The following is a 23,082-nucleotide window of genomic DNA, read 5'->3' on the forward strand; positions in this document are numbered from 1 at the left end:
ACTGCGTAACTCTTTGTTTACCAAGGAGTTTTCCGTTTCGACTGCGCCGGAAGTGGGGCGAATTATAGACTTCCAGAATCTGCCGTCAACACCTATCTTCACATTTCTGTCATATAGGTCAAAAAAGCCCGAAAACACGAAGGCCGAGCCCCAAGGGGCTCGGCCTTCTGCACTTCTACTTACAAGCTAGGGAATGCGAATTGCGACGCTTCATGGCTCGCACGCTGCGGCCAGCGCTGAGTGATGGCCTTGCGACGGGTGTAGAAACGCACACCATCCGGGCCATAAGCATGAAGATCGCCAAACAGCGAACGCTTCCAGCCACCGAAGCTGTGATAAGCCACCGGCACCGGCAACGGCACATTGACGCCAACCATACCGACTTCGATCTCGTCACAGAACAACCGCGCCGCTTCCCCATCACGGGTGAAGATGCAGGTACCGTTGCCATACTCGTGATCGTTGATCAGCTGCATCGCCTCTTCCAGGCTGTTGACCCGAACGACACACAGCACCGGTCCAAAGATCTCTTCTTTATAGATGCGCATCTCTGGCGTGACGTTATCGAACAGGCAGCCACCCAGGAAGAAACCTTCCTCATGACCGGCCACACTCAAACCACGACCATCAACCACCAGGGACGCGCCCGAAGAAACACCGTCTTCTATATAGCCACTGACTTTATCGCGAGCCTGACCCGAAACCAGCGGCCCCATGTCCAGACCGCATGAAGTCCCGGCACCAATTTTCAGCGCCTTGATTTGCGGCACCAACTTGGCCACCAGCGCATCCGCCACCTGGTCACCGACGCACACGGCCACCGAGATCGCCATGCAACGTTCACCGCAAGAACCATAGGCCGCGCCCATCAATGCGCTGACCGCGTTATCCAGATCCGCATCCGGCATCAGCACCGCATGGTTCTTCGCGCCACCCAGTGCCTGAACGCGTTTGCCGCGCTTGGTGCCTTCGGCGTAAATGTATTCGGCAATCGGCGTCGAACCAACGAAGCTCAACGCTTTGACTTCCGGCGCCTCGATCAGCGCGTCCACCGCAGCCTTGTCGCCGTGCACCACACTCAGCACACCTTTAGGCAGGCCGGCTTCGATCAATAGTTGAGCGATTAACAGCGTCGAGCTTGGATCACGCTCGGACGGTTTGAGGATGAAGCAGTTGCCGCAGACGATCGCCAGCGGATACATCCACAGCGGCACCATCGCCGGGAAGTTGAACGGAGTGATACCGGCCACCACGCCCAACGGCTGGAAGTCCGACCAGGCATCAATGTTCGGACCGACGTTACGGCTGTACTCGCCCTTGAGGATTTCCGGCGCTGCGCATGCGAACTCAACGTTCTCGATACCGCGCTTCAGTTCACCGGCAGCATCTTCCAGGGTCTTGCCATGCTCTTCGCTGATCAGTTGCGCGATACGCGCTTCGTTCTGTTCCAGCAGTTGCTTGAAGCGGAACATCACCTGCGCACGTTTGGCCGGCGGGGTATTGCGCCAGGCCGGGAAGGCAGCCTTGGCCGAGTCGATGGCTTTCTGAATGGTTTCGCGGCTGGCCAACGGCAGCTTGTGGATGGCCTGGCCGGTGGACGGGTTGAACACGTCGGCCGTGCGACCGTCTTCGGTCACCAGTTCGCCATTGATCAAATGCGGGATAAGGCTCATGCGGGGCTCCAGAAAAGTTGTCCACAGGCGCCCGTCAAAGGACGCCTCTATATAGAAGGAGGTATCAGTCGATTTTGTTCAGCACTTCGCCGACCGCGTCGAACAGACGATCAAGGTCTTGCGGCTTGCTGTTGAAGGTTGGGCCAAACTGCAGGGTGTCGCCGCCAAAGCGCACGTAGAACCCGGCTTTCCACAAGGCCATGCCCGCTTCGAACGGACGCACGATGGCGTCGCCGTCACGCGGCGCGATCTGGATCGCACCGGCCAGACCGTAGTTACGAATATCGATAATGTTTTTCGAGCCCTTCAGGCCGTGCAGCGCATTTTCGAAATGCGGCGCGACTTCGGCCACGCTCTGCACCAGGTTTTCCTTTTGCAGCAGGTCGAGTGCCGCCAGGCCAGCGGCGCAAGCAACAGGGTGCGCGGAGTAGGTGTAACCGTGCGGGAATTCCACCGCGTACTCAGGCGTCGCCTGGTTCATGAAGGTCTGGTAGATCTCGGAGCTGGCAATCACCGCGCCCATCGGGATCGCGCCGTTGGTGACTTGCTTGGCGATGCACATCAGGTCTGGGGTCACACCGAAGCTGTCGGCACCGAACATGGAACCGGTACGACCGAAACCGGTGATCACTTCGTCGAACACCAACAGGATGTTGTGCTGATCGCAGATTTCGCGCAGACGCTTCAGATAACCCTGCGGTGGAACCAGCACGCCAGCGGAACCGGCCATTGGCTCGACGAATACCGCTGCGATGTTCGAAGCATCATGCAGCTCGATCAGCTTGAGCAGTTCATCGGCCAGGGCGATACCGCCCTCCGTCGGCATGCCACGGGAATAAGCATTGCTCGCCAGCAATGTGTGCGGCAGGTGATCAACGTCCATCATCGCCTGACCGAACATTTTACGGTTGCCGTTCACGCCGCCAAGGCTGGTGCCGGCAATGTTCACACCGTGGTAGCCACGGGCACGGCCGATCATCTTGGTTTTGGTGGCCTGGCCTTTCAGGCGCCAGTAAGCACGCACCATCTTCACTGCGGTGTCAGCACACTCGGAACCCGAGTCGGTAAAGAACACGTGGTTCAGATTGCCCGGGGTCAGGTCAGTGATTTTCTCGGCCAGTTGAAACGACAACGGGTGACCGTACTGAAAGCCCGGCGAGTAATCGAGGGTGCCCAATTGCTTGGCGACTGCTTCCTGGATTTCCTTGCGAGTGTGCCCGGCGCCGCAGGTCCACAGGCCCGACAGCGAATCGTAGACCTTGCGCCCCTTGTCGTCCGTCAACCAACTGCCCTCTGCGGCAACGATCAGTCGCGGGTCGCGCTGGAAATTGCGGTTGGCGGTGTAGGGCATCCAGTGGGCATCGAGCTTGAGCTGGCTGGCCAAAGGAGACTGGGCGTTTTCGGGCAAGTTCATGGGCAGAACCTCGCAGGGCAATAAGCGGCATAGAGATCAAAAAGCGTTCTTGCAGCTAAGTTGCCACGAGGATAAAGTCGGTGAAATCCAACTCTTCTAACGTTCAGTCTGCCAAACACTAAACTTTGAGTAATTTTGCGCATGAGCACTCGCCGCCCCGATCCACTCGCACAAGTCAGCGACTTTGATATCCGCCTGCTGCGAATTTTCCGCAGCGTGGTGGAATGCGGCGGCTTTTCTGCGGCAGAGTCGGTATTGGGGATCGGCCGCTCGGCCATCAGCCAGCAGATGAGCGATCTGGAACAGCGCCTCGGCCTTCGTCTATGCCAACGCGGTCGCGCCGGTTTTTCCCTGACCGAAGAAGGTCGCGAGGTGTACCACTCGGCGTTGCAGCTATTAAGTGCACTGGAAAGTTTCCGCACCGAGGTCAATGGTCTGCACCAACATCTGCGCGGTGAATTGACCATCGGCCTGACCGACAACCTGGTCACCCTCCCCCACATGCGCATCACCCACGCCTTGGCGCAATTGAAGGAACGCGGGCCGGACGTGCAGATTCAGATCCGCATGATCGCGCCCAATGAAGTCGAACAAGGTGTGCTCGATGGTCGATTGCACGTCGGCGTGGTGCCGCAGGCCAGCGCGCTGTCGGGACTGGAATATCAGCCGCTCTACAGCGAACGCTCACTGCTGTATTGCGCAGTCGGCCACCCCTTGTTTTATGTCGACGACAAGCAACTGGACGACGAGCGCCTCAACAGTCAGGACGCCATCGCGCCGACCTTCCGTTTGCCGGCGGAAATCCAGGCGCATTACCAGGCGCTCAATTGCACCGCCAGTGCCTCGGATCGCGAAGGCATGGCGTTCCTGATCCTCACCGGGCGCTACATTGGCTACTTGCCAGACCACTACGCCAGCCTCTGGGTGCAGCAAGGTCGATTGCGGGCGCTGAAACCCAAGGCACGTTTTTATGACCTGAGCCTCGCATCGGTCACGCGCAAGGGCCGTCGCCCGCATTTGGTGCTGGAAAGCTTCCTCGAAAGCCTGGCCGCGACGCGTTGAACACCACATTTCCTGTGGGAGCGAGCTTGCTCGCGATGGCGGCTTAACATTCAACATTGATGCTGGCTGAACTGACGCCATCGCGAGCAAGCTCGCTCCCACAGGATTGGGGGTGTTCAGGTTTTATCGTGTCGGGACTTGTCTGAAGCCCGTGGGTACGCTATCAACGCATTGCTTGCACCCACCCATTCTGTTCGGAAGTGCCTATGACCTTTGAAGTCCCCGCTCACGGCGGCAAACCTGCCAGCCGCATTCGTCAGAAGAACGAAGAGACCATCATCAAAGCCGCCGAAGACGAGTTCGCCCGTCACGGATTCAAAGGCACCAGCATGAACACCATCGCCCTGAATGCGGGGTTGCCCAAGGCCAACCTGCATTATTACTTCACCAACAAACTCGGTTTGTACGTGGCGGTGTTGAGCAACATCCTTCAGTTATGGGACAGCACCTTCAACACCTTGACTGCCGATGATGATCCGGCCGAAGCACTGACGCGATACATCCGCGCCAAAATGGAATTCTCCCGTCGCCAGCCGCAAGCCTCGCGGATCTTCGCCATGGAAGTGATCAGTGGCGGCGAATGCCTGACCGAGTATTTCAATCAGGACTATCGCGCCTGGTTCCAGGGGCGGGCGGCGGTGTTCCAGGCCTGGATCGACGCCGGCAAGATGGACCCGGTTGACCCGGTGAACCTGATTTTCCTGCTGTGGGGCAGCACCCAGCATTACGCCGATTTCGCCACGCAGATCTGCCGTGTCAGCGGCCGCACCAAGCTGACCAAGCAAGACATGGAAGACGCCGGCGACAACCTGATCCGCATCATCCTCAAGGGCTGCGGCCTCACGCCAGCTATCTAAGACACTTATGCCTTTTACCCTCAGCGGTTTTTGCGAATATCGCGAAGAGATTCGCAAAAGCCGTTTCATCACCTTCGCCGCGCCGATCGCAAGCCCCGCTGAAGCCCAGGCGTTCATCGATCAGCACAGCGACTTGAATGCCTCGCACAACTGCTGGGCCTGGAAGCTCGGCGACCAGTACCGCAGCAATGACGATGGTGAACCGGGCGGCACCGCAGGCCGACCGATTCTGGCGGCCATCGACGCGCAGGATTGCGATCAGGTAGCGGTGCTGGTGATTCGTTGGTATGGCGGCATTCAATTGGGCACCGGCGGCCTCGCCCGGGCCTATGGCGGCGGCGCGAACAAGTGCCTGCAAGCCGCGGCGAAAGTCGAGCTGATCAGCCGCGTGCCGGTGAGCTGTGCCTGTGCATTTGGTGAGTTGGCGCTGGTGAAACTGCGCGTCGCGGAATCGGGCGGTTTGGTGGTGGAAGAAACCTTCACCGCCAATGGCGTGGAATTGCAATTGGCGATCGGCAAAGAGCAGATCACGACCCTGCAAACCCAGCTCGCAGACCTGAGTCGCGGGCGCATTGTGTTGCAGCACTGATCGCACCAACACCGTTCACTGCCCCTTCATCGAGCCTGTTCACTTGCCCACATCTGCTGTGCACCCGGCTGTGGATAACCTGAGCACATCCTGCTGTAACCCTTCTGTCATGCGGCTTTGCGGGCTTTGCTCGTTTTTCGTCCAATTTCCCAAACAAACCCCTAATTCCGCGAAAAAACAAATAGTTAGCACCGGTTATCACCTTTAGAAGATAGCCGCACAGTGCTTATGCCCGAGCTTTCGGCTTGCGCACAAATACTGTGGAACAACCTGTGGATAACCCGTTCATGGCTGGCTCTGCCCTATATCCGGCATAGGTTGCGGCGTGTTGCTCGTTTTTTGACCAATACCCGGCGAGCAAAATCAGAGCCTGATCAAGTACTTTGCCCTCAAGTGGTGCCTGACTCGGCAAAAAATTTGGCGGGCCCCGCCCTCAATGCCTTTGCCTATAGGGATTTTCAGTTTTCCTGACTCAATGGCCAGGAAATTGCTTTATCCACAGGCATAACTCCCATCGACCCGAGCCAGCCATGCCCAACCCCGTGCTGATCCCCGATCAAACACCCCGCCTGCAATTGCGCAACATCAGCAAACGTTACCCCGGCTGCCTGGCCAACGACGCCATCGACCTGAGCATTGCTCCCGGTGAAATCCACGCCCTGCTCGGCGAAAACGGCGCGGGCAAAAGTACGTTGATGAAGATCATCTACGGCGTCACCCATGCCGATTCCGGGGAAATGATCTGGCAAGGCCAGCGCGTGAGCATGCGCAACCCGGCACAGGCTCGCGGGCTCGGGATAGGCATGGTGTTCCAGCATTTCTCGCTGTTCGAAACCCTCAGCGTGGCGCAGAACATTGCCCTGGCGATGGGCGCGGCGGCCGGCACGCCGAAACAGCTTGAGCCCAGGATTCGTGAAGTCTCCCGGCGCTACGGCATGGCGCTGGAACCGGAGCGACTTGTCCACAGCCTGTCGATCGGCGAGCGGCAACGGGTGGAAATCGTTCGTTGCCTGATGCAGGACATTCGCCTGCTGATTCTCGATGAGCCGACTTCGGTGCTGACTCCGCAGGAGGCCTGCGACCTCTTCATCACCCTGCGCCGACTCGCGGCTGAGGGCTGCAGCATTCTGTTTATCAGCCACAAGCTTGGAGAAGTGCGCGCGCTGTGCCACAGCGCCACGGTGCTGCGCGGCGGTCGAGTGGCCGGTCATTGCGTGCCGGCCGAGTGTTCAGATCAGCAATTGGCGAGGTTGATGGTGGGGGAAGCCGCCGAGCTGATTGCCGATTATCCGAAGGTGATTGGCGGTGATGCATTTTTAAATGTGAGCGGATTGTCGTGGCACAACCCGGACCCGTTCGGCTGCTCCCTGACGGACATTGACCTCACAGTGCGCAGCGGCGAAATCGTCGGGATCGCTGGCGTCGCAGGCAATGGCCAGGATGAATTGCTGGCCCTGCTCAGCGGCGAAGAACGGTTGAGCCGAAACGACAACGGGACGATCCGTTTCGGTGGGCAGCCAGTCGCCGATTTGCGGCCCGATGCTCGACGCCATCTTGGCCTCGCGTTTGTTCCCGCCGAGCGTCTGGGCCACGGTGCGGTGCCCGAATTGAGCCTCGCCGACAACGCCCTGCTCACCGCGTTTCAACAAGGGCTGGTCAGCAACGGCCTGATTCAGCGCGCCAAGGTCGAGGCGTTGGCGGCAGAAATCATCCGCCGCTTTGGCGTGAAAACACCCGATACCCAAGCGCCGGCCCGCAGTCTGTCCGGTGGTAATTTGCAGAAATTCATCCTCGGCCGCGAAGTCCTTCAGCAACCGAAATTGCTGGTGGCCGCGCACCCGACCTGGGGCGTGGACGTCGGCGCCGCCGCGACCATTCACCGTGCGTTAATTGCCTTGCGCGATGCCGGCGCGGCGATCCTGGTGATCAGCGAAGACCTCGACGAACTGTTCCAGATCAGCGACCGGCTCGGCGCCTTGTGCAGCGGACGCCTGTCGCCACTCAGGGCCACGGTCGACACGCGCCTGATTGATGTCGGCGGCTGGATGGCCGGCCAGTTCGACGCCCCACACTCACTCGCATCCGCAACGGTTTAACGGAGTTTCACATGCTGCTTTCTCTCCAACCCCGTGGCCAGCAATCGCGCCTGATGCTGTGGTGCTCGCCGCTGCTGGCGGCGGTCCTGACATTGGGCTGCGGCTCGCTGCTGTTTATCGCGTTGGGCCACGATCCGCTGCTCACGCTGCACACCCTGCTGATTGCGCCGGTCAGCGACTTGTATGGTGTCTCCGAACTGTTGGTCAAAGCCTTGCCGATTCTGCTGTGCGCGCTGGGGCTGGCCGTGGCGTATCAGGCGCGGATCTGGAACATCGGCGCCGAAGGCCAATTGCTGCTCGGCGCCCTGGCCGGCAGTGCACTGGCGGTGAACATCATCGATATGCAAAGTCGCTGGGCGCTGGTGCTGATCCTGCTTGTCGGCAGCCTGGCCGGTGCCGCGTGGGCCGGGCTGACGGCGTGGCTGCGCACGCGTTTCAATGCCAACGAAATCCTCACCAGCATCATGCTCAATTACATCGCGCTGAACCTGCTGCTGTTCTGCGTGCATGGGCCGCTGAAGGACCCGGCCGGGTTCAACTTTCCGCAGTCGGCGATGTTCGGCGATGCCAGCCGTTTGCCGCTGCTGATGGAGAACGGCCGGGTTCACGCCGGGGTGTATTTCGCTCTGCTGGCGTTGGTAGCGGTCTGGGTTCTGTTGCAGAAAAGCTTTGTCGGCTTCCAGATCAAAGTGCTCGGGCTCGACAAGCGCGCGGCAGGTTTTGTCGGGTTTCGCGAGAAGCGGCTGATCTGGCTGGCGCTGCTGATCAGCGGCGGATTGGCAGGGTTGGCCGGGGTGTGTGAAGTCACCGGGCCGATCGGCCAACTGGTGCCGCAGGTCTCGCCGGGTTATGGCTATGCCGCGATCACCGTGGCATTTCTCGGGCGGCTTAATCCCATCGGCATTCTGTTTTCCAGCCTGCTGATGGCGCTGTTGTACATCGGCGGCGAGAGCGCGCAGATGAGCATGAATCTGCCGCAAGCGATCACGCAATTGTTCCAGGGAATGATGCTGTTTTTTCTGCTCGCCTGTGACGTGCTGATTCTCTACCGACCGCGTTTAAACCTGCGCTGGACTCGTCGCGAGCAAACCACCGCCGTACAGGCAGGAGCGCTGTAATGGATATCGATCTGCTGAGCAATATTTTCTACGCCATGGTCCGTTGCGGCACGCCGTTGCTGTTGGTGGCCCTGGGGGAATTGATCTGTGAGAAAAGCGGCGTCCTGAATCTGGGTCAGGAAGGCATGATGCTGTTTGGCGCGGTGATCGGTTTTATCGTCGCGTTGAACAGCGGCAACCTGTGGCTCGGCGTGTTGCTGGCGATGCTTGCCGGGATGCTGTTGTCGTCGCTGTTTGCCCTGGTGGCGCTGGTGTTCAACGCCAATCAGGTGGCCACTGGATTGGCGCTGACGATTTTCGGTGTGGGCCTGTCGACGTTTGTCGGCGCGGCGTGGGTCGGTAAACCGCTGGCGGGTTTCGAGCCGGTGGCGATTCCCTGGTTGAGTGAGATTCCGCTGATCGGGCGAATGCTGTTTGCCCAGGATTTGCTGGTGTATCTGTCGTTCACGTTGTTTGCGCTGGTGGCGTGGGTGATTCTGAAAAGCCGTATCGGGCTGATCATTCAGGCCGTCGGGGAAAGCCCGGAGGCGGCCAGCGCCATGGGTTTGCCGGTGTTGGGCGTGCGCACCTTGGCGGTGCTGTTTGGCGGCGCGATGGCGGGTTTGGCGGGCGCGTATCTGTCGCTGGCCTACACGCCGATGTGGGCGGAAAACATGAGCGCCGGGCGTGGCTGGATTGCCTTGGCGCTGGTGGTGTTTGCCAGTTGGCGAGTGTGGCGATTGCTGCTGGGGGCGTACCTGTTCGGGCTCGCCAGCATCCTGCACCTGGTGGCGCAGGGGTTGGGGCTGGCGATTCCGTCGAGTCTGCTGGCGATGCTGCCGTATGTTGCGACGATTGTGGTTTTGGTGCTGTTGTCGCGGGATGCGGTGCGTACGCGGTTGTATGCGCCGGTTTCGTTGGGGCAGCCGTGGCGGGCGGGGCATTAAGGTTGACCCGACCGGCCTCTTCGCGGGCAAGCCTCGCTCCTACAGGTTTTGCGCAATTCGTGAAATCGGCACTGGACCTGTAGGAGCGAGGCTTGCCCGCGAACGCTGCCGAACCGGCAACACCTGAGCCACGCCCCACGCCAGTTCAAAGACCAGAAAAATCACCAACAATGAACTGGCGCCATGGAGCAAGGCATAGAGCTGCCAAGCCGAAAACAGAAATCTGCCGACTGCGTCATACCGCCCAAACACCTGCTGCGGATCACGAATCCGCAGCACCGCCCACACGCACACAATCGACCCCAGCAAATTCGCCATCAACATGTGCATCGGCTCGAACGGCGGCAGTTCGCCAGGCAAATTGAACGCCTGACTCACACTCAACAACACCCCATGCAACGCGGCAAAACTCCACGGCGTGATAAACGCTGCCGTCACGATCAAGTCATACCAGGCGCTGCCCCGCACCAACCGGCGATATTGCGTTGAAGTCCACATCGGCCTTGCTCCATAAATTCAGGGAGCAACAAGGCTAAAGCCTGGAGTATGCTCCAGGGTCAAGCCCCTCTCGAGACGTCATGATGCGCATCGGTGAATTAGCCCAGGCCAGCGCCGTCAGCCGCGACACGCTGCGCTTCTACGAGCAGCGCGGACTGATCGCCGCACAACGCACGGCCAACGGCTATCGCGACTATCCGCCAGATATGGTGCAACTGGTGCTGTACATCAAGACGGCTCAGCGGTTGGGCTTTACCCTCGGCGAGATCGGCAACAGCGTCGCCACGATATGGCAATCGCCGGATCCTGACAGCGCTGTCACGCAATTGCTGCAAGACAAACTCAAGCTGATTGAAACCCGTATGGACGAACTCGGTGCATTGCGCCACGAGTTGCAACAACGGCTCGGTCAGCGTTGTCCACTGAGTCCATGAGCCTCATTTATCAAGGAAGCCACTCATGTCCAAGGCAAAAACCGCACTCATCATCGGCGCCTCCCGGGGCTTGGGCCTCGGCCTGGTGAAAACCCTGCTGACCGACGGCTGGCAAGTCACCGCCACCGTGCGCAACCCGCAGAACGCCGAGGCGCTGAAAGCGTTGGGCAAGGTGCGGATCGAAAAACTCGACATGGACGATCAGCAGGCGGTCATCGCCCTGAGCCAACAGCTCAAGGGTGAAGTGTTCGACCTGCTGTTCGTCAATGCCGGAGTCAAGGGGCCGGAGGTTCAGACGCCAGGCGGTGCGACGTTGGCCGAGGTTGGTCAATTGTTCTTCACCAACGCCGTGGCGCCGATCAACCTGGCACAACGTTTTGCCGGGCAGATTAGCCCGGAGACCGGTGTGCTGGCGTTCATGAGTTCGGTGCTGGGTAGCGTGACCATGCCGGACGCGCCGGAGCTGGCGCTGTACAAGGCCAGTAAAGCGGCGCTGAACTCGATGACCAACAGCTTCGTCACTCAGTTGGGCGAGCAGAAACTCACCGTACTGTCGTTGCATCCGGGTTGGGTGAAGACCGACATGGGCGGTGAAGGCGCGGATATCGATGTGGAAACCAGTACGCGTGGGTTGGTCGATCAGGTGAATGCTTATGTCGGCAAGGGCGGGCATCACTTCGTGAACTACAGAGGCGAAACCATTCCCTGGTAATCACAAATACCCCGTAGGAGCGAGGCTTGCCCGCGAAGGCGTCATCACATTCGACATCATTGTTGACTGACACACCGCCTTCGCGGGCAAGCCTCGCTCCTACAGGTCATGCGTCGGACCTGTGGGAGCCGGGCTTGCCCGCCAGGCGGTTTTGTTTGAAACTGCGCACCTCGTCCCCGCGACGACCCTGGATCAGCAGACAGGGTAATCACTGAGCTGGCTAACCTGAACCCCACTTTCAGAGGAGCCGGCCAACATGCCTGCGACCCGTACCTGGTTAAAAAATCCCCTCGCCATTTTCACTGCCAATGACCTCGATGCCCGTGGCGGTCTGGTTGTGCAAGACGGCGTGATCGTCGAAGTGCTCGCCGCTGGCCAGCAACCGTCCGCGCCCTGTGGACACATCTTCGATGCCCGCGAGCATGTGATCCTGCCGGGCCTGATCAACACCCATCACCACTTCTATCAAACCCTGACACGCGCCTGGGCGCCGGTGGTCAATCAGCCGTTGTTCCCGTGGCTGAAAACCCTCTACCCGGTCTGGGCCCGCCTCACCCCTGAAAAGCTCGCCCTCGCCAGCAAAGTCGCGTTGGCCGAGTTGCTGCTGTCCGGCTGCACCACCGCGGCCGATCACCATTACCTGTTTCCGCAAGGCCTGGAAAACGCGATCGACGTGCAAGTCGAGAGCGTCCGCGAACTGGGCATGCGCGCCATGCTGACTCGCGGCTCCATGAGCCTTGGCGAAAAGGACGGTGGCCTGCCACCGCAGCAGACCGTGCAGGAAGGCGAAGTCATCCTCGCTGACAGCCAGCGCTTGATCGCCGAGTACCACGAGCGTGGCGACGGTGCGCAAATCCAGATCGCCCTGGCGCCGTGCTCGCCCTTTTCGGTAACGCCGGAAATCATGTCCGCCAGCGCCGAACTGGCGAACAAACTCGACGTGCGCCTGCACACGCACCTGGCTGAAACCCTCGACGAAGAAGACTTCTGCCTGCAACGCTTCGGCCTGCGCACAGTGGATTATCTGGACAGCGTCGGCTGGCTCGGCCCGCGTACCTGGCTGGCCCACGGCATCCACTTCAACCCGGACGAAATCGCCCGCCTCGGCGCTGCGGGCACCGGGATTTGCCATTGCCCGAGTTCGAACATGCGCCTGGCCTCCGGCATTTGTCCGACCCTGGACCTGACCGCTGCTGGCGCCCTGCTCGGTCTGGGCGTGGACGGTTCGGCGTCCAACGATGCGTCGAACATGATGCTCGAAACCCGTCAGGCGCTTTACATTCAACGGCTGCGTTATGGCGCGGAGAAGATCACCCCGGAACTGGTTTTGGGTTGGGCGACCAAGGGCTCAGCCAGTTTGCTGGGCCGGACCGACATCGGTGAGCTGGCGGTGGGCAAACAGGCGGATCTGGCGTTGTTCAAACTCGATGAGCTGCGCTTCTCCGGCAGCCATGATCCGGTGTCGGCGTTGCTGCTGTGTGGCGCGGACCGGGCGGATCGGGTGATGGTGGGCGGCAAGTGGCGAGTGATTGATGGGCAGGTTGAGGGGTTGGATCTCAAAGGGTTGATTGCCGATCACAGCCAGGCGGCTCGGCAGTTGATCGCCGGCACCTGATACAACACAAATCAAACTGTAGGAGTGAGCCCGCTCGCGATAGCGGTGTGTCAGACACCCTCAATGTCGACTGACACACCGCTATCGCGAGCAGGCTCACTCCTACAGGGGATTTGTGGTGTGTTCAGAGGCCCAGCAGCGACAACATGATGAACGTCGCAAACAACACAAAATGCGTCATGCCTTCGATGGCATTGGTTTCACCGTCGTTGAGGTTGATCGCGCTGACAATCAGGGTGAGGAAGATCATCACCGTTTGCACCGGGGTCATCGCCATCTGAAACGGCTGGCCGGTGTAGAGCGCCATCGCTTCCATCACCGGCACGGTCAGGATCACCGTCGACAGTGACGCGCCCATGGCGATGTTGACCACCGACTGCATGCGGTTGGCCAAGGCCGCACGCAATGCCGTCAGAATCTCCGGCGCGGCAGAAATGGCCGCCACCAGAATCGCCGTAATCACCGGCGGTGCGCCCGTACCTTCCAGGCCCAGGTCGAGGGTCTTGGACATCACTTCGGCCAGTGCGCCGATCACTACCACACCGAACACCAGCGTGCCGATACTCAGCGCCAGATTGATCGGCTCAGGTTCCTCCTCCGGGACTTTCCTGCGACGTTTTTCCGGGTAGCTGTAGCTGAAGAAATAACTGTGCGGCCCGACCTGCATACGCAGGAACAGGGTGTAGAGCACGACCATCGCGCCAATGGTGAACGCCGAATACAGCTTCCAGTTGGCCTCGGGGATGAACTCCGGCACCACCATCGACACGCCCATGGCGGTGAGAATCATCACACTGTAACTGCGGGCCGAGTCGTCGTTGTAAGACTGTTCGCCATGCTTGATCCCGCCCATCAACGCGGCCAGGCCGAGGATGCCGTTGATGTCGAGCATCACCGCCGAATAAATCGTGTCGCGCACCAGCGTCGGTGAGGCTTCGTTGCTCATCATGATCGCCAGGATCACCACTTCCACCAGCACGGCGGCCAGGGTCAGGATCATCGTGCCGTAAGGGTCGCCGACTTTTTCGGCGAGCAATTCGGCGTGATGGGCGACGCGCATGGAGGCGGCGACGATGAACGCAATCAGCACCAGGCCGGCAGTCAGCGCGATGGGCTGGCCGCTGTGCAGCATCCAGTGTTCCAGTGGATAAGCGACGAACGCGGCAATCACGGCCAGCAGCAGAAACTTTTCTTGCTTGAGGAGTGTGAGCATTGCGGGCCTTTTTTGCCGAGTGGAGCAAACAGAGTGATGAGCTACTGACTGCGGGGCGGCGCTAACGTTTCGTTACACCTTAGCGCACCAGTGGATGGCAGCCGTTTCAGACGATGCACTTTTATTGGCCTCAAGGTCCTCATCGCGGGCAAGCCTCGCTCCTACGGGTTGGTGCCGCTCTTGTAGGAGCGAGGCTTGCCCGCGAAGGCCATCACGCGGTTTCGGATCTTTTGTTGTCCTGTTGGTCAGCAATTTGCATTGCCCCTGCCAACCTCATAACAACATGGAGTTCTAATTCATGCACAAACGTCCGTTGAAGAAGCTGCTTTGCGCCGTTGCCGCGGCCATCGGTCTGAGCGCGAGCCTGACCGCCAGTGCCGCCGACCCGCTGAAAGTCGGCTTCGTCTACATCGGTCCGATTGGTGACCACGGCTGGACGTATCAGCATGAACAGGGGCGCAAGGTGCTGGCCGAAAAGTTCGGCAACCAGATCACCACCAATTACGTGGAGAACGTCGCTGAAGGGGCCGACGCCGAGCGGGTGATCCGCAACATGGCCAAGGACAAGTACGACCTGATCTTCACCACGTCTTTCGGCTACATGAACCCGACTTTGAAAGTCGCCAAACAATTTCCCAAGGTGACCTTCGAACACGCCACTGGCTACAAGCAGGACAAGAACCTCGGCACTTACCTGGCGCGCACCTATGAAGGTCGCTACGTTGGCGGTTTCCTCGCGGCGAAGATGACCAAGACCAAAAAGATCGGCTACGTCGCGTCCTTTCCGATCCCGGAAGTGATCCGCGACATCAACGCCATTCAACTGGCCCTGAACAAGTACAACCCCGGCACCGAGATCAAGGTGGTGTGGGTCAACTCGTGGTTCGATCCGGGCAAGGAAGCCGACGCCGCCAATGCCCTGATCGACCAGGGCGTGGACGTGGTGTTCCAGCACACCGACAGCCCGGCGCCGATCCAGGCCGCCGAACGTCGTGGTGTGTATGCCGTCGGCTACGCTTCGGACATGGCGCACTTCGGGCCGAAAGCGGTGCTGACTTCGATCGTCAACGACTGGGGGCCGCATTACATTCAGGCGACTCAAAGCGTGCTCGACCACACGTGGAAATCGCAGGATTACTGGGGCGGTTTGAAGGAAGGCACGGTTGAGCTGCCGATCAGCGATCTGGTGCCCGCAGCGGTGAAAACCGAGGCCGAGCAGATCATTGCCGACATCAAGAGCGGCGCCTTCCACCCGTTCACCGGGCCGATCAAGGATCAGGCTGGCGTCGAGAAGATTGCGGCGGGCGCGACGGCGAGCAATGCGGAACTGGCGTCGATGAACTACTACGTTGAAGGCATGAAGGCCGACATTCCGAAGTAGCCCACCTTCCTGATCGTTCCCACGCTCTGCGTGGGAATGCAGCCCGGGACGCTCCGCGTCCCAAAAGCGGACGCAGAGCGTCCATTGAGGCGTTCCCACGCAGAGCGTGGGAACGATCATTATAGAGACTGCAAAATGAACCAACTCCCGCTCATCAACATCGCCCCGCTCTACAGAGAAGACCAGCACGCCTGGAAATCCGTTGCCGAAGAGATCGACCGCGCCTGCCGCACCTGGGGCTTTTTCTACATCAAGGGCCACCCGATCTCCGCGTCACGCATTGACGCCGTGCTCGACCACGCCCAACGCTTCTTCGCCCTGCCCGCCGCCGAAAAGCTCAAGATCGACATCACCCAAACCCGCCATCACCGCGGCTATGGCGCGATCGCGACCGAGCAACTCGATCCGAGCAAACCTAGCGACCTGAAAGAAACCTTCGACATGGGCTTGCACCTGTCGGCCGACCATCCCGAGGTGCTGGCGGAAAAACCGTTGCGCGGTCCCAATCGTCATCCCTCGATGCCCGGTTGGGGAGCCTTGATGGAGCAACACTACGTCGACATGCAGGCACTCGCCCAAACGCTGTTGCGTGCCATGACCATGGCGCTGAACATCGAGCGCGACTTCTTCGACACGCGCTTCCATGAGCCGGTCAGCGTCCTGCGGATGATTCACTACCCGCCGCGCCATACCGCCAGTTCCGAAGAGCAGCAAGGCGCCGGCGCCCACACCGATTACGGCTGCATCACCCTGCTGTACCAGGATGCCGCCGGCGGCTTGCAAGTGCGCAACGTCAAAGGCGAATGGATTGACGCGCCGCCGATCGAAGGCACGTTCGTGGTCAACCTCGGCGACATGATGGCGCGCTGGAGCAACGACCGTTACCTGTCGACGCCGCACCGGGTGATCAGCCCGCTGGGGGTCGATCGTTATTCGATGCCGTTCTTCGCCGAACCGCACCCCGACACGCCAATCGAATGCCTGCCCGGTTGCCAGGACGCATCGCACCCAGCGAAGTACCCGGCCACCACCTGCGCCGAATTCCTGCTCTCGCGCTTCGCCGATACCTACGCCTACCGACGGGAACAGGCAGCGGGGTGATGAACCGGCTGGTCAGGTTTTGCTAATTGTTTCTACGGGCATCTGTAGAATGCTCGCCATCTGCACCTGATGAGAAAAGACTATGTACGACTGGCTGAACGCCCTGCCCAAGGCAGAACTGCACCTGCACCTAGAGGGTTCGCTGGAGCCTGAGTTGCTGTTCGCCCTGGCCGAACGCAACAAGATCGCCCTGCCGTGGAGCGATGTCGAAACCCTGCGCAAGGCGTACGCCTTCAACAACCTGCAAGAGTTTCTCGACCTGTATTACCAGGGCGCCGACGTGTTGCGCACCTCGCAGGATTTCTACGACCTGACCTGGGCCTACCTGTTGCGTTGCAAGGCGCAGAACGTGATTCACACCGAACCGTTCTTCGACCCGCAGACCCACACCGACCGCGGCATCCCGTTCGAAGTGGTGCTCAACGGCATCGCGGCGGCGCTCAAGGATGGCGAGCAGCAACTGGGCATCACCAGCGGCTTGATCCTGAGCTTCCTGCGTCACCTGAGTGAAGACGAAGCGCAGAAAACCCTCGACCAGGCGCTGCCGTTTCGCGAGGCGTTTGTGGCCGTGGGCCTGGACAGTTCAGAGATGGGTCACCCGCCGAGCAAGTTCCAGCGTGTGTTTGATCGTGCCCGTCACGAAGGCTTCCTGACCGTCGCCCACGCCGGCGAAGAAGGCCCGCCCGAGTACATCTGGGAAGCCCTCGACCTGCTGAAAATCCAGCGCATCGACCATGGCGTGCGCGCCATCGAAGACGAGCGTTTGATGCAGCGGATCATCGACGAGCAGATCCCGCTGACCGTGTGCCCGCTGTCCAACACCAAGCTCTGTGTGTTCGATCACATGTCCCAGCACAACATCCTCGACATGCTTGAGCGTGGTGTGAAGGTGACCGTGAACTCGGATGACCCGGCGTACTTTGGCGGGTATGTGACCGAGAACTTCCATGCGCTGTACACCGACCTGGGCATGACTCAGGATCAGGCCAAGCGTTTGGCGCAGAACAGCCTGGATGCACGGTTGGTCAAACCATAAGCAACACCGCATAACCACTGTGGGAGCGGGCTTGCCCGCGATGGCGGTCTGTCAGCCAACGTGATGTTGAAGCTGATGGCCTTATCGCGGGCAAGCCCGCTCCCACAGGTTCTGTGTTCAGCCAGCATCAAACAGCGCTAAAGCGCCATTTCCAGCTCGGTTTCCTTGGCGAAACGATGGATTTCCCGCTGCCCCGCGGCCGTGATCTGCAAGGCGCGCGAATCGTTGGGCAGGCTCAACCAACCGGACTGCATGAACAGCTGCAACAACGCAGCGCCCAGCGAACCGCCCATGTGCGGGCGTCTTTCGCTCCAGTCGGGGCACGCGCAGGCGACTTTGCTGTTGCGATGGGCCAGGGCCTGGATGTACACGCCCCGCGAGGCCAGTTGTGTGGACCCCTTGTGGGTGATCATGACGCGCTGTTCGAACTGCTCGATCCAGCCGGCATCCAGCAACCGCTGGTAAAGATCGGCGGCCAGGGTGCCTCCCAAATGGTCGTCGCACAGTCGGGCCCGCAACAACGATGAAGGCGCCGCCTGAGGTTTGGCAATGGGGCTGGTGCGTTTGAAGACGTCCGGGACTGGCTGCGGGGTACTGGCCAGCGTCGCGCTGGCCAGTGCTTCGATTGCCGCGCCGACTTCAGGCGCGGCCAGGCGGAAAAAGCGTTTGCGCCCACGGATTTCGACTTTCAACAGACCTCCGGCGGACAAACGCCCCAGGTGTGCACTGGCCGAAGACGGTGACAGGCCGGCCAATAGCGCCAGCTCTTCGGTCTGCCGCGCCGAGCCATCCATCAAGGCCCACATCATTGCGCTGCGCTTGGGGTCAGCCAGCAACGTGGCGATCTGGCTGATGCAAGGTGCATGTTCCATGTATTCACTCCCTGTTGAATCGTTTCGTCTGCTGCTCAGAGACATCTTGACCAGTAATGTGTCGTCGGCCAAGACGCGGAAACCGCCATAAGCCGGGCAAAGCCCCTACTCACCCATGCCATTGCTTCGCAGGTGTGGCGAAGGTCGGGTGATTGACCGTGAGGCCATCGCCATCGCGAGATCGACGGTGCGTACATGAGGCGGGCGCTATTATAAGCGGGTTAACCGCCGGTTCCTGCCCTTGGGAAAGCGTGGGTGGTGATAGTTCCTGACAGAAATTTCGCTATTTGCCTGCGACTAATGATCAATGCCCGATATCGTCGGAAATTGACTGCCTAAATGAGCGCATCGGCTGGCAAGCATTTCCCGTAAAAGGTTCACCGGCTTACTCAATTGTGCGCGATGGGCGCACAGCAAATTCAGCGGTGCGCGCTCACAGAGCAACTCTGGCATCAGCACTTTCAACCGGCCGGCGAGCACATCGGCGGCGACATCGAGCCACGACTTATAAGCAATCCCGGCCCCCGCCACTGCCCACAGCCGCACGACATCGGCATCGTCACTGAAGCGATCACCGCTGACGGTCAGGCCGACTTCGCGTTTGCCGTCGTGGAAACTCCAGTGGTCATGGACCCGGCTACCGAGCATGAACAATAAACAGTTGTGCTGCGCCAGTTGCTCCAGATGCCGCGGCTCGCCATGCCTGGCCAGATAACTTGGCGCGGCGCAGAGCACTCGACGGTTCTGCGCCGCGATGGGCAGTGCCACCAGGCTTGAGTCTTCCGGCTCGCCGTAACGCAGGGCAATGTCCACCGGTTGGCGGAACAGGTCGGCGATGCGGTCGCCCAGCAACAGGCGCACGGTCAGTTTTGGATGCTCGCGCTGGAACTCGTCGAGCCACGGCAATAACAGGTTGCGGCCAAAGTCCGAGGGTGCCGACAACTGCAGAATCCCGCTGACCTGATCCTGACCGCTGGCGAGCAAACGGCGACCTTCATCGAGATTGCTCAGGGCGACCCGGGCATACTCCAGAAAGCCCTCACCTTCGGCGGTCAGACGCAAACTGCGGGTGGAACGCGCCAGCAAGCGTGCGCCGAGTTGCTGTTCGATTCGCTTCAACGCCGCACTGGCCACCGCCGCCGACATGTCCATCACCCGCGCCGCCGCCGACAGACTCCCCAGGTCCGCAGCCCGGACAAACAACTGCAAGTCATCGAAACGCAGCATTTCCAGCCTCGATTATCAAAAAAATATTGAAAGAGACTGCTCTTTTAGCGGGTTTTATCTTGCAGAGAAATAGCCAATCATCTGTCCCATCGAAATCACCCTGCTTCCGGAGTCGACCATGTCCCAGCCTTTCACCGCCATTGCCACCCTCATTGCCAAACCCGGCCAGCAAGACGCCCTCGAACAGCACCTGCGTGCGCTGGTGGAACCGACCCGCGCCGAGGACGGTTGCGGCCAATACGATTTGCATCAGGACCTGGCCAATCCCCTGGCCTTCTACATGATTGAACACTGGAGCAGCGACGAAGCCCTGCAAGCCCATGACGCCAGCCCCCATGTCCAGCACTTCCGCGCCAAGGCCGGCGACTTTCTCGAGCACTTCGACCTCAAGCGCCTGCGCACCGTGGCTTGATCCCTTCTTCTATTACTGCTCAGGATCTCTACATGAAAGCCATCGCCTACTACGCCTCGTTGCCGATCAACGACGCCAATTCCCTGCAAGACATCGAACTGCCAGAACCGGTTGCCGGTCCGCGCGACCTGTTGGTGGAAGTCAAAGCCATCTCGGTGAACCCGGTCGACACCAAAGTCCGCCAGAACGTCCAGCCTGAAGACGGCGCGGCGAAAGTGCTGGGTTGGGACGTGGCCGGTGTGGTCAAGGCTGTCGGCAATGAAGTCACGCTGTTCAAGGCGGGCGACAAGGTGTTTTACGCCGGCTCCATCGCCCGCGCGGGGGGCAATAGCGAATTGCACGTGGTGGACGAGCGCATCGTCGGCCATATGCCGAAAACCCTCGGTTTCGCCGAAGCCGCCGCGCTGCCACTGACCGCCATCACCGCCTGGGAATTGCTCTTCGAACGCCTGCAAGTGCGCGAAGGTAAAACCGATGAAGGCCAGAGCCTGCTGATCGTCGGCGCGGCGGGCGGTGTGGGGTCGATCCTCACGCAACTGGCTAGCCAACTCACCGGACTGAACGTCATCGGCACCGCTTCCCGTCCGCAAACCCAGAACTGGGTACGCGAACTGGGCGCCGATCTGGTGATCGATCACAGCCAGCCGTTGAGTGAAGAACTCAAACGCGCCGGCGTAGACCATGTGACCCACGTCGCCAGCCTGACCCAGACCGATCATCACCTGGATCAACTGGTCGAGGCGTTGGCGCCGCAAGGCAAACTGGCGCTGATCGATGATCCGAAAGCACTGGACGTGACCAAGCTCAAGCGCAAGAGCCTGTCGTTGCACTGGGAGTTCATGTACACCCGCTCGCTGTTCGAAACGGCGGACATGATCGAGCAGCACAAACTGCTCAACCGAGTGGCCGGGCTGATCGACGCCGGGACACTGAAAACCACGGTCGGCGAGCACTTCGGGACCATCAACGCGGCCAACCTGCGTCGTGCCCATGAGCTGCTGGAAAGCGGCAAGTCCAAGGGCAAGATTGTGCTCGAAGGGTTCTGAAACAGATTGATACAGGTGTTGCCCCTCCGGGCGACACCGTCAGTCCGAGAGTTGACCCTTGTCACAATTGCGATCGTATTCGGGTCTACAATCGAAACCTCTGCGATGCAATCTTTTACGTAACATCTTTTAAGAGAGGAGAGTTCAGCAATGAAGATCCTGATAAAAGAAGTGGCTAAATCCCAGTGGCAGGTCCGTCTCGACCAACACGCTGTAACGTTCCGCAGCGAAGCTGAAGCACTCGCATTCACTAGAACTCTTGAAGCGCGATTGCTCGCACCCCATCAATTTCCCGACCGCCAGCAGCGCGCCGCTGGCTGAGTCCGTCCTCAGACCTGGGCTTGCACCAATGCCCGGGCATTTTGCAAACGCCGGGTGAGCATCGCCGTGCTCACCACCAGAACTCCGCACAGGCTGATGACCATGGCCATCGGCACGGCGCTGCCATCGTGTAAAACACCGACCAACGCTGCCGCTCCGGCGGCGACGCTGAACTGCAGGCACCCGAGCATTGCCGACGCACTGCCGGCGCGGGCGCCCTGCCCGTTCATGGCGCAGGCCGAGGCGTTGGGGAGGATGCAACCGAGGCTGGCGATGCAGATAAACAGCGGAATCAGCAGCGGCCACAACTGCTCGGTGTGCAGCGCGCTGACGGCGAGCAGCGTCAGACCCGCCCCCAGGTATATCCACACGGTACGCGCCAGCAGGAATGCCGGGCCACGCTTGGTCAGTAGTCGCGCGTTGACCTGCGCCACCAGAATGAAACCTGCCGCGTTGGCCCCGAACAGCCAGCCGAAATGCTCGGCCGGGACGCCGTAGAGTTTGATGAAGACGAACGGCGAACCGGCGATGTAGGCAAACATCCCGGCAATGGCGATACCACCGGTCAAGGCGTGGCCGAGGTAGACCGGATCCGACAATAGCCGACCGTACTGACGCAACGCCCCCGACAGCGGTTGACGCGGTACGTGGGCCGGCAGGCTTTCCGGCAACCCGATTGCCACGGCCAACCCTGCCAGCGCACTGAAACCGGTCAGCACCAGGAAGATCGACTGCCAGCCCGTGGTGTTGACCAGCAGCCCACCCAGCATGGGCGCGAGAATCGGTGCCAGGCCCATCACCAGCATCAGCTGCGAAAAGACTTTCGCCGAGCCCACTGCATCGCATTTGTCACTCACCACCGCCCGCGAAATCACCATCCCTGCACAACCACCGAGAGCCTGAATGAACCGCGCACCGATCAGCCATTCCAGATTCGGCGCGAAGGCGCAGGCCAGGGACGCGGCGGTGAACAAGCCGACGCCTGTCAGTAACGGAATGCGTCGTCCGAAGCGGTCCGCCACCGGGCCATAAGCCAGTTGACCGAGCGACAGGCCAAGGAAATACGCCGCCAGCGTCAGCTGGACGTGTTTCTCGTCGGTGCCAAACGCCAGCGCCATGGCCGGGAACGCCGGCAGATAGAAATCGATCGCCAGCGGGCCGAAAGCGCTCAGGGCTCCAAGAATCAAAATGGTACGAAAATTCATCAGGCATCCAGGTGGGCATGGGTCGGCAGCCCGACAGTCTAGCCGCGCATCGACGCCTTGAACATTCCGATAGCTCGCTAACTATTAAATATCACTGGATAAACATAACCCCTGTAGGAGCGAGCCTGCTCGCGATAGCGGGGTGTCATTCAACATTTATGTCGACTGAAACTCCGCTTTCGCGAGCAGGCTGATCTGGCCTAATGAATTTGGACACATCAATAGGGCGCTATGATGGCGCCCAAATCTGAGGTGTGCATGATGATGCGAAAAT

At 60.2% G+C, this 23,082-nt stretch carries 22 protein-coding genes; 15 read left to right on the plus strand and 7 right to left on the minus strand.

The features are described 5' to 3' along the window. Positions 1 to 179: 179 nt before the first annotated feature. Together ACIQV9_RS28545 and ACIQV9_RS28550 are read right to left on the minus strand one after the other, a co-directional pair. Complete coding sequence (locus ACIQV9_RS28545) at positions 180 to 1,673, minus strand: CoA-acylating methylmalonate-semialdehyde dehydrogenase (RefSeq protein ID WP_010463762.1); 1,494 nt, start codon at positions 1,671 to 1,673, stop codon at positions 180 to 182. Between the two features lie 64 nt (positions 1,674 to 1,737). After that, positions 1,738 to 3,087 carry an aspartate aminotransferase family protein gene (locus tag ACIQV9_RS28550; protein ID WP_403108544.1) on the minus strand — a complete coding sequence of 450 codons (1,350 nt, stop codon included), beginning with the start codon at positions 3,085 to 3,087 and terminating at the stop codon, positions 1,738 to 1,740. 141 nt (positions 3,088 to 3,228) lie between these two features. Here ACIQV9_RS28550 and ACIQV9_RS28555 point away from each other — a divergent pair, with 141 nt between their 5' ends. The 6 genes from ACIQV9_RS28555 (at position 3,229) to ACIQV9_RS28580 (ending at position 9,735) form a co-directional block, all read left to right on the plus strand. Then, a complete protein-coding gene (locus ACIQV9_RS28555) occupies positions 3,229 to 4,149 on the plus strand; it encodes a LysR family transcriptional regulator (RefSeq protein ID WP_109627830.1) in 921 nt (306 codons plus the stop codon). A gap of 206 nt (positions 4,150 to 4,355) precedes the next feature. After that, positions 4,356 to 5,006: a TetR/AcrR family transcriptional regulator gene (locus ACIQV9_RS28560; RefSeq protein WP_403108547.1), complete on the plus strand. Its 651-nt coding sequence runs from the start codon at positions 4,356 to 4,358 to the stop codon at positions 5,004 to 5,006. Positions 5,007 to 5,013: 7 nt separating this feature from the next. Further along, the gene (locus tag ACIQV9_RS28565) at positions 5,014 to 5,595 is read left to right on the plus strand and encodes an IMPACT family protein (protein ID WP_403108549.1); all 582 of its coding nucleotides are present in this window, start codon (positions 5,014 to 5,016) and stop codon (positions 5,593 to 5,595) included. A 530-nt stretch (positions 5,596 to 6,125) separates the two neighbouring features. After that, positions 6,126 to 7,691 (plus strand): ABC transporter ATP-binding protein, encoded by a 1,566-nt coding sequence (locus ACIQV9_RS28570; protein WP_403108552.1) that lies wholly within the window; start codon positions 6,126 to 6,128, stop codon positions 7,689 to 7,691. An 11-nt stretch (positions 7,692 to 7,702) separates the two neighbouring features. Beyond that, a complete protein-coding gene (locus ACIQV9_RS28575) occupies positions 7,703 to 8,809 on the plus strand; it encodes an ABC transporter permease (protein WP_403108555.1) in 1,107 nt (368 codons plus the stop codon). Then, positions 8,809 to 9,735, plus strand: a complete 927-nt coding sequence (locus ACIQV9_RS28580) for an ABC transporter permease (RefSeq protein ID WP_403108558.1) — start codon at positions 8,809 to 8,811, stop codon at positions 9,733 to 9,735. The genes ACIQV9_RS28575 and ACIQV9_RS28580 overlap by 1 nt, the downstream gene beginning before the upstream one ends. 39 nt (positions 9,736 to 9,774) lie before the next feature. Here the strand turns inward: ACIQV9_RS28580 and ACIQV9_RS28585 are convergent, their stop codons facing one another. Then, positions 9,775 to 10,233 (minus strand): hypothetical protein, encoded by a 459-nt coding sequence (locus tag ACIQV9_RS28585; protein ID WP_403108561.1) that lies wholly within the window; start codon positions 10,231 to 10,233, stop codon positions 9,775 to 9,777. An 83-nt stretch (positions 10,234 to 10,316) separates the two neighbouring features. Between ACIQV9_RS28585 and ACIQV9_RS28590 the strand changes: the two genes are divergently transcribed. The 3 genes from ACIQV9_RS28590 to ACIQV9_RS28600 all read left to right on the plus strand — a co-directional run bounded on the left by ACIQV9_RS28590 (position 10,317) and on the right by ACIQV9_RS28600 (position 12,994). Further along, positions 10,317 to 10,667: a MerR family transcriptional regulator gene (locus ACIQV9_RS28590; protein ID WP_403108592.1), complete on the plus strand. Its 351-nt coding sequence runs from the start codon at positions 10,317 to 10,319 to the stop codon at positions 10,665 to 10,667. Between the two features lie 25 nt (positions 10,668 to 10,692). Further along, entirely contained in the window at positions 10,693 to 11,379 is a 687-nt protein-coding gene (locus ACIQV9_RS28595; RefSeq protein WP_403108564.1) for an SDR family oxidoreductase, read from the plus strand. A 256-nt stretch (positions 11,380 to 11,635) separates the two neighbouring features. Continuing rightward, positions 11,636 to 12,994, plus strand: coding sequence for an 8-oxoguanine deaminase (locus tag ACIQV9_RS28600; RefSeq protein WP_403108566.1), 1,359 nt, complete (start codon positions 11,636 to 11,638; stop codon positions 12,992 to 12,994). 124 nt (positions 12,995 to 13,118) lie between these two features. Here ACIQV9_RS28600 and ACIQV9_RS28605 read toward each other — a convergent pair whose 3' ends face one another. After that, a complete protein-coding gene (locus ACIQV9_RS28605; protein WP_403108569.1) occupies positions 13,119 to 14,207 on the minus strand; it encodes a calcium:proton antiporter in 1,089 nt (362 codons plus the stop codon). A 298-nt stretch (positions 14,208 to 14,505) separates the two neighbouring features. Here ACIQV9_RS28605 and ACIQV9_RS28610 point away from each other — a divergent pair, with 298 nt between their 5' ends. The 3 genes from ACIQV9_RS28610 (at position 14,506) to ACIQV9_RS28620 (ending at position 17,725) form a co-directional block, all read left to right on the plus strand. Further along, positions 14,506 to 15,588: a BMP family ABC transporter substrate-binding protein gene (locus tag ACIQV9_RS28610; protein ID WP_403108571.1), complete on the plus strand. Its 1,083-nt coding sequence runs from the start codon at positions 14,506 to 14,508 to the stop codon at positions 15,586 to 15,588. A gap of 135 nt (positions 15,589 to 15,723) precedes the next feature. Then, complete coding sequence (locus ACIQV9_RS28615; RefSeq protein WP_403108573.1) at positions 15,724 to 16,689, plus strand: 2-oxoglutarate and iron-dependent oxygenase domain-containing protein; 966 nt, start codon at positions 15,724 to 15,726, stop codon at positions 16,687 to 16,689. Positions 16,690 to 16,771: 82 nt separating this feature from the next. Continuing rightward, entirely contained in the window at positions 16,772 to 17,725 is a 954-nt protein-coding gene (locus tag ACIQV9_RS28620) for an adenosine deaminase (RefSeq protein ID WP_403108575.1), read from the plus strand. A 137-nt stretch (positions 17,726 to 17,862) separates the two neighbouring features. Here ACIQV9_RS28620 and ACIQV9_RS28625 read toward each other — a convergent pair whose 3' ends face one another. Then, positions 17,863 to 18,597 carry an ArsR/SmtB family transcription factor gene (locus ACIQV9_RS28625; RefSeq protein ID WP_403108578.1) on the minus strand — a complete coding sequence of 245 codons (735 nt, stop codon included), beginning with the start codon at positions 18,595 to 18,597 and terminating at the stop codon, positions 17,863 to 17,865. 297 nt (positions 18,598 to 18,894) lie between these two features. Continuing rightward, on the minus strand, positions 18,895 to 19,824 hold the full coding sequence (locus ACIQV9_RS28630; protein WP_403108581.1) for a LysR family transcriptional regulator: 930 nt from the start codon (positions 19,822 to 19,824) through the stop codon (positions 18,895 to 18,897). Positions 19,825 to 19,942: 118 nt separating this feature from the next. Here ACIQV9_RS28630 and ACIQV9_RS28635 point away from each other — a divergent pair, with 118 nt between their 5' ends. From ACIQV9_RS28635 to ACIQV9_RS28645, 3 genes are all read left to right on the plus strand, one after another. Then, positions 19,943 to 20,236: a putative quinol monooxygenase gene (locus ACIQV9_RS28635; RefSeq protein WP_403108584.1), complete on the plus strand. Its 294-nt coding sequence runs from the start codon at positions 19,943 to 19,945 to the stop codon at positions 20,234 to 20,236. Positions 20,237 to 20,268: 32 nt separating this feature from the next. After that, positions 20,269 to 21,282 carry a zinc-binding alcohol dehydrogenase family protein gene (locus tag ACIQV9_RS28640; RefSeq protein ID WP_403108586.1) on the plus strand — a complete coding sequence of 338 codons (1,014 nt, stop codon included), beginning with the start codon at positions 20,269 to 20,271 and terminating at the stop codon, positions 21,280 to 21,282. A gap of 150 nt (positions 21,283 to 21,432) precedes the next feature. Continuing rightward, positions 21,433 to 21,603: a hypothetical protein gene (locus tag ACIQV9_RS28645; protein WP_178082282.1), complete on the plus strand. Its 171-nt coding sequence runs from the start codon at positions 21,433 to 21,435 to the stop codon at positions 21,601 to 21,603. A gap of 8 nt (positions 21,604 to 21,611) precedes the next feature. On the opposite strand, the gene ACIQV9_RS28650 is transcribed toward ACIQV9_RS28645, so the two are convergent. Continuing rightward, complete coding sequence (locus ACIQV9_RS28650; protein ID WP_403108589.1) at positions 21,612 to 22,808, minus strand: multidrug effflux MFS transporter; 1,197 nt, start codon at positions 22,806 to 22,808, stop codon at positions 21,612 to 21,614. Positions 22,809 to 23,082 lie beyond the last annotated feature (274 nt).

The organism is Pseudomonas sp. NPDC099000, assembly GCF_044759925.1.
In the GTDB taxonomy this organism is placed as follows: domain Bacteria; phylum Pseudomonadota; class Gammaproteobacteria; order Pseudomonadales; family Pseudomonadaceae; genus Aquipseudomonas.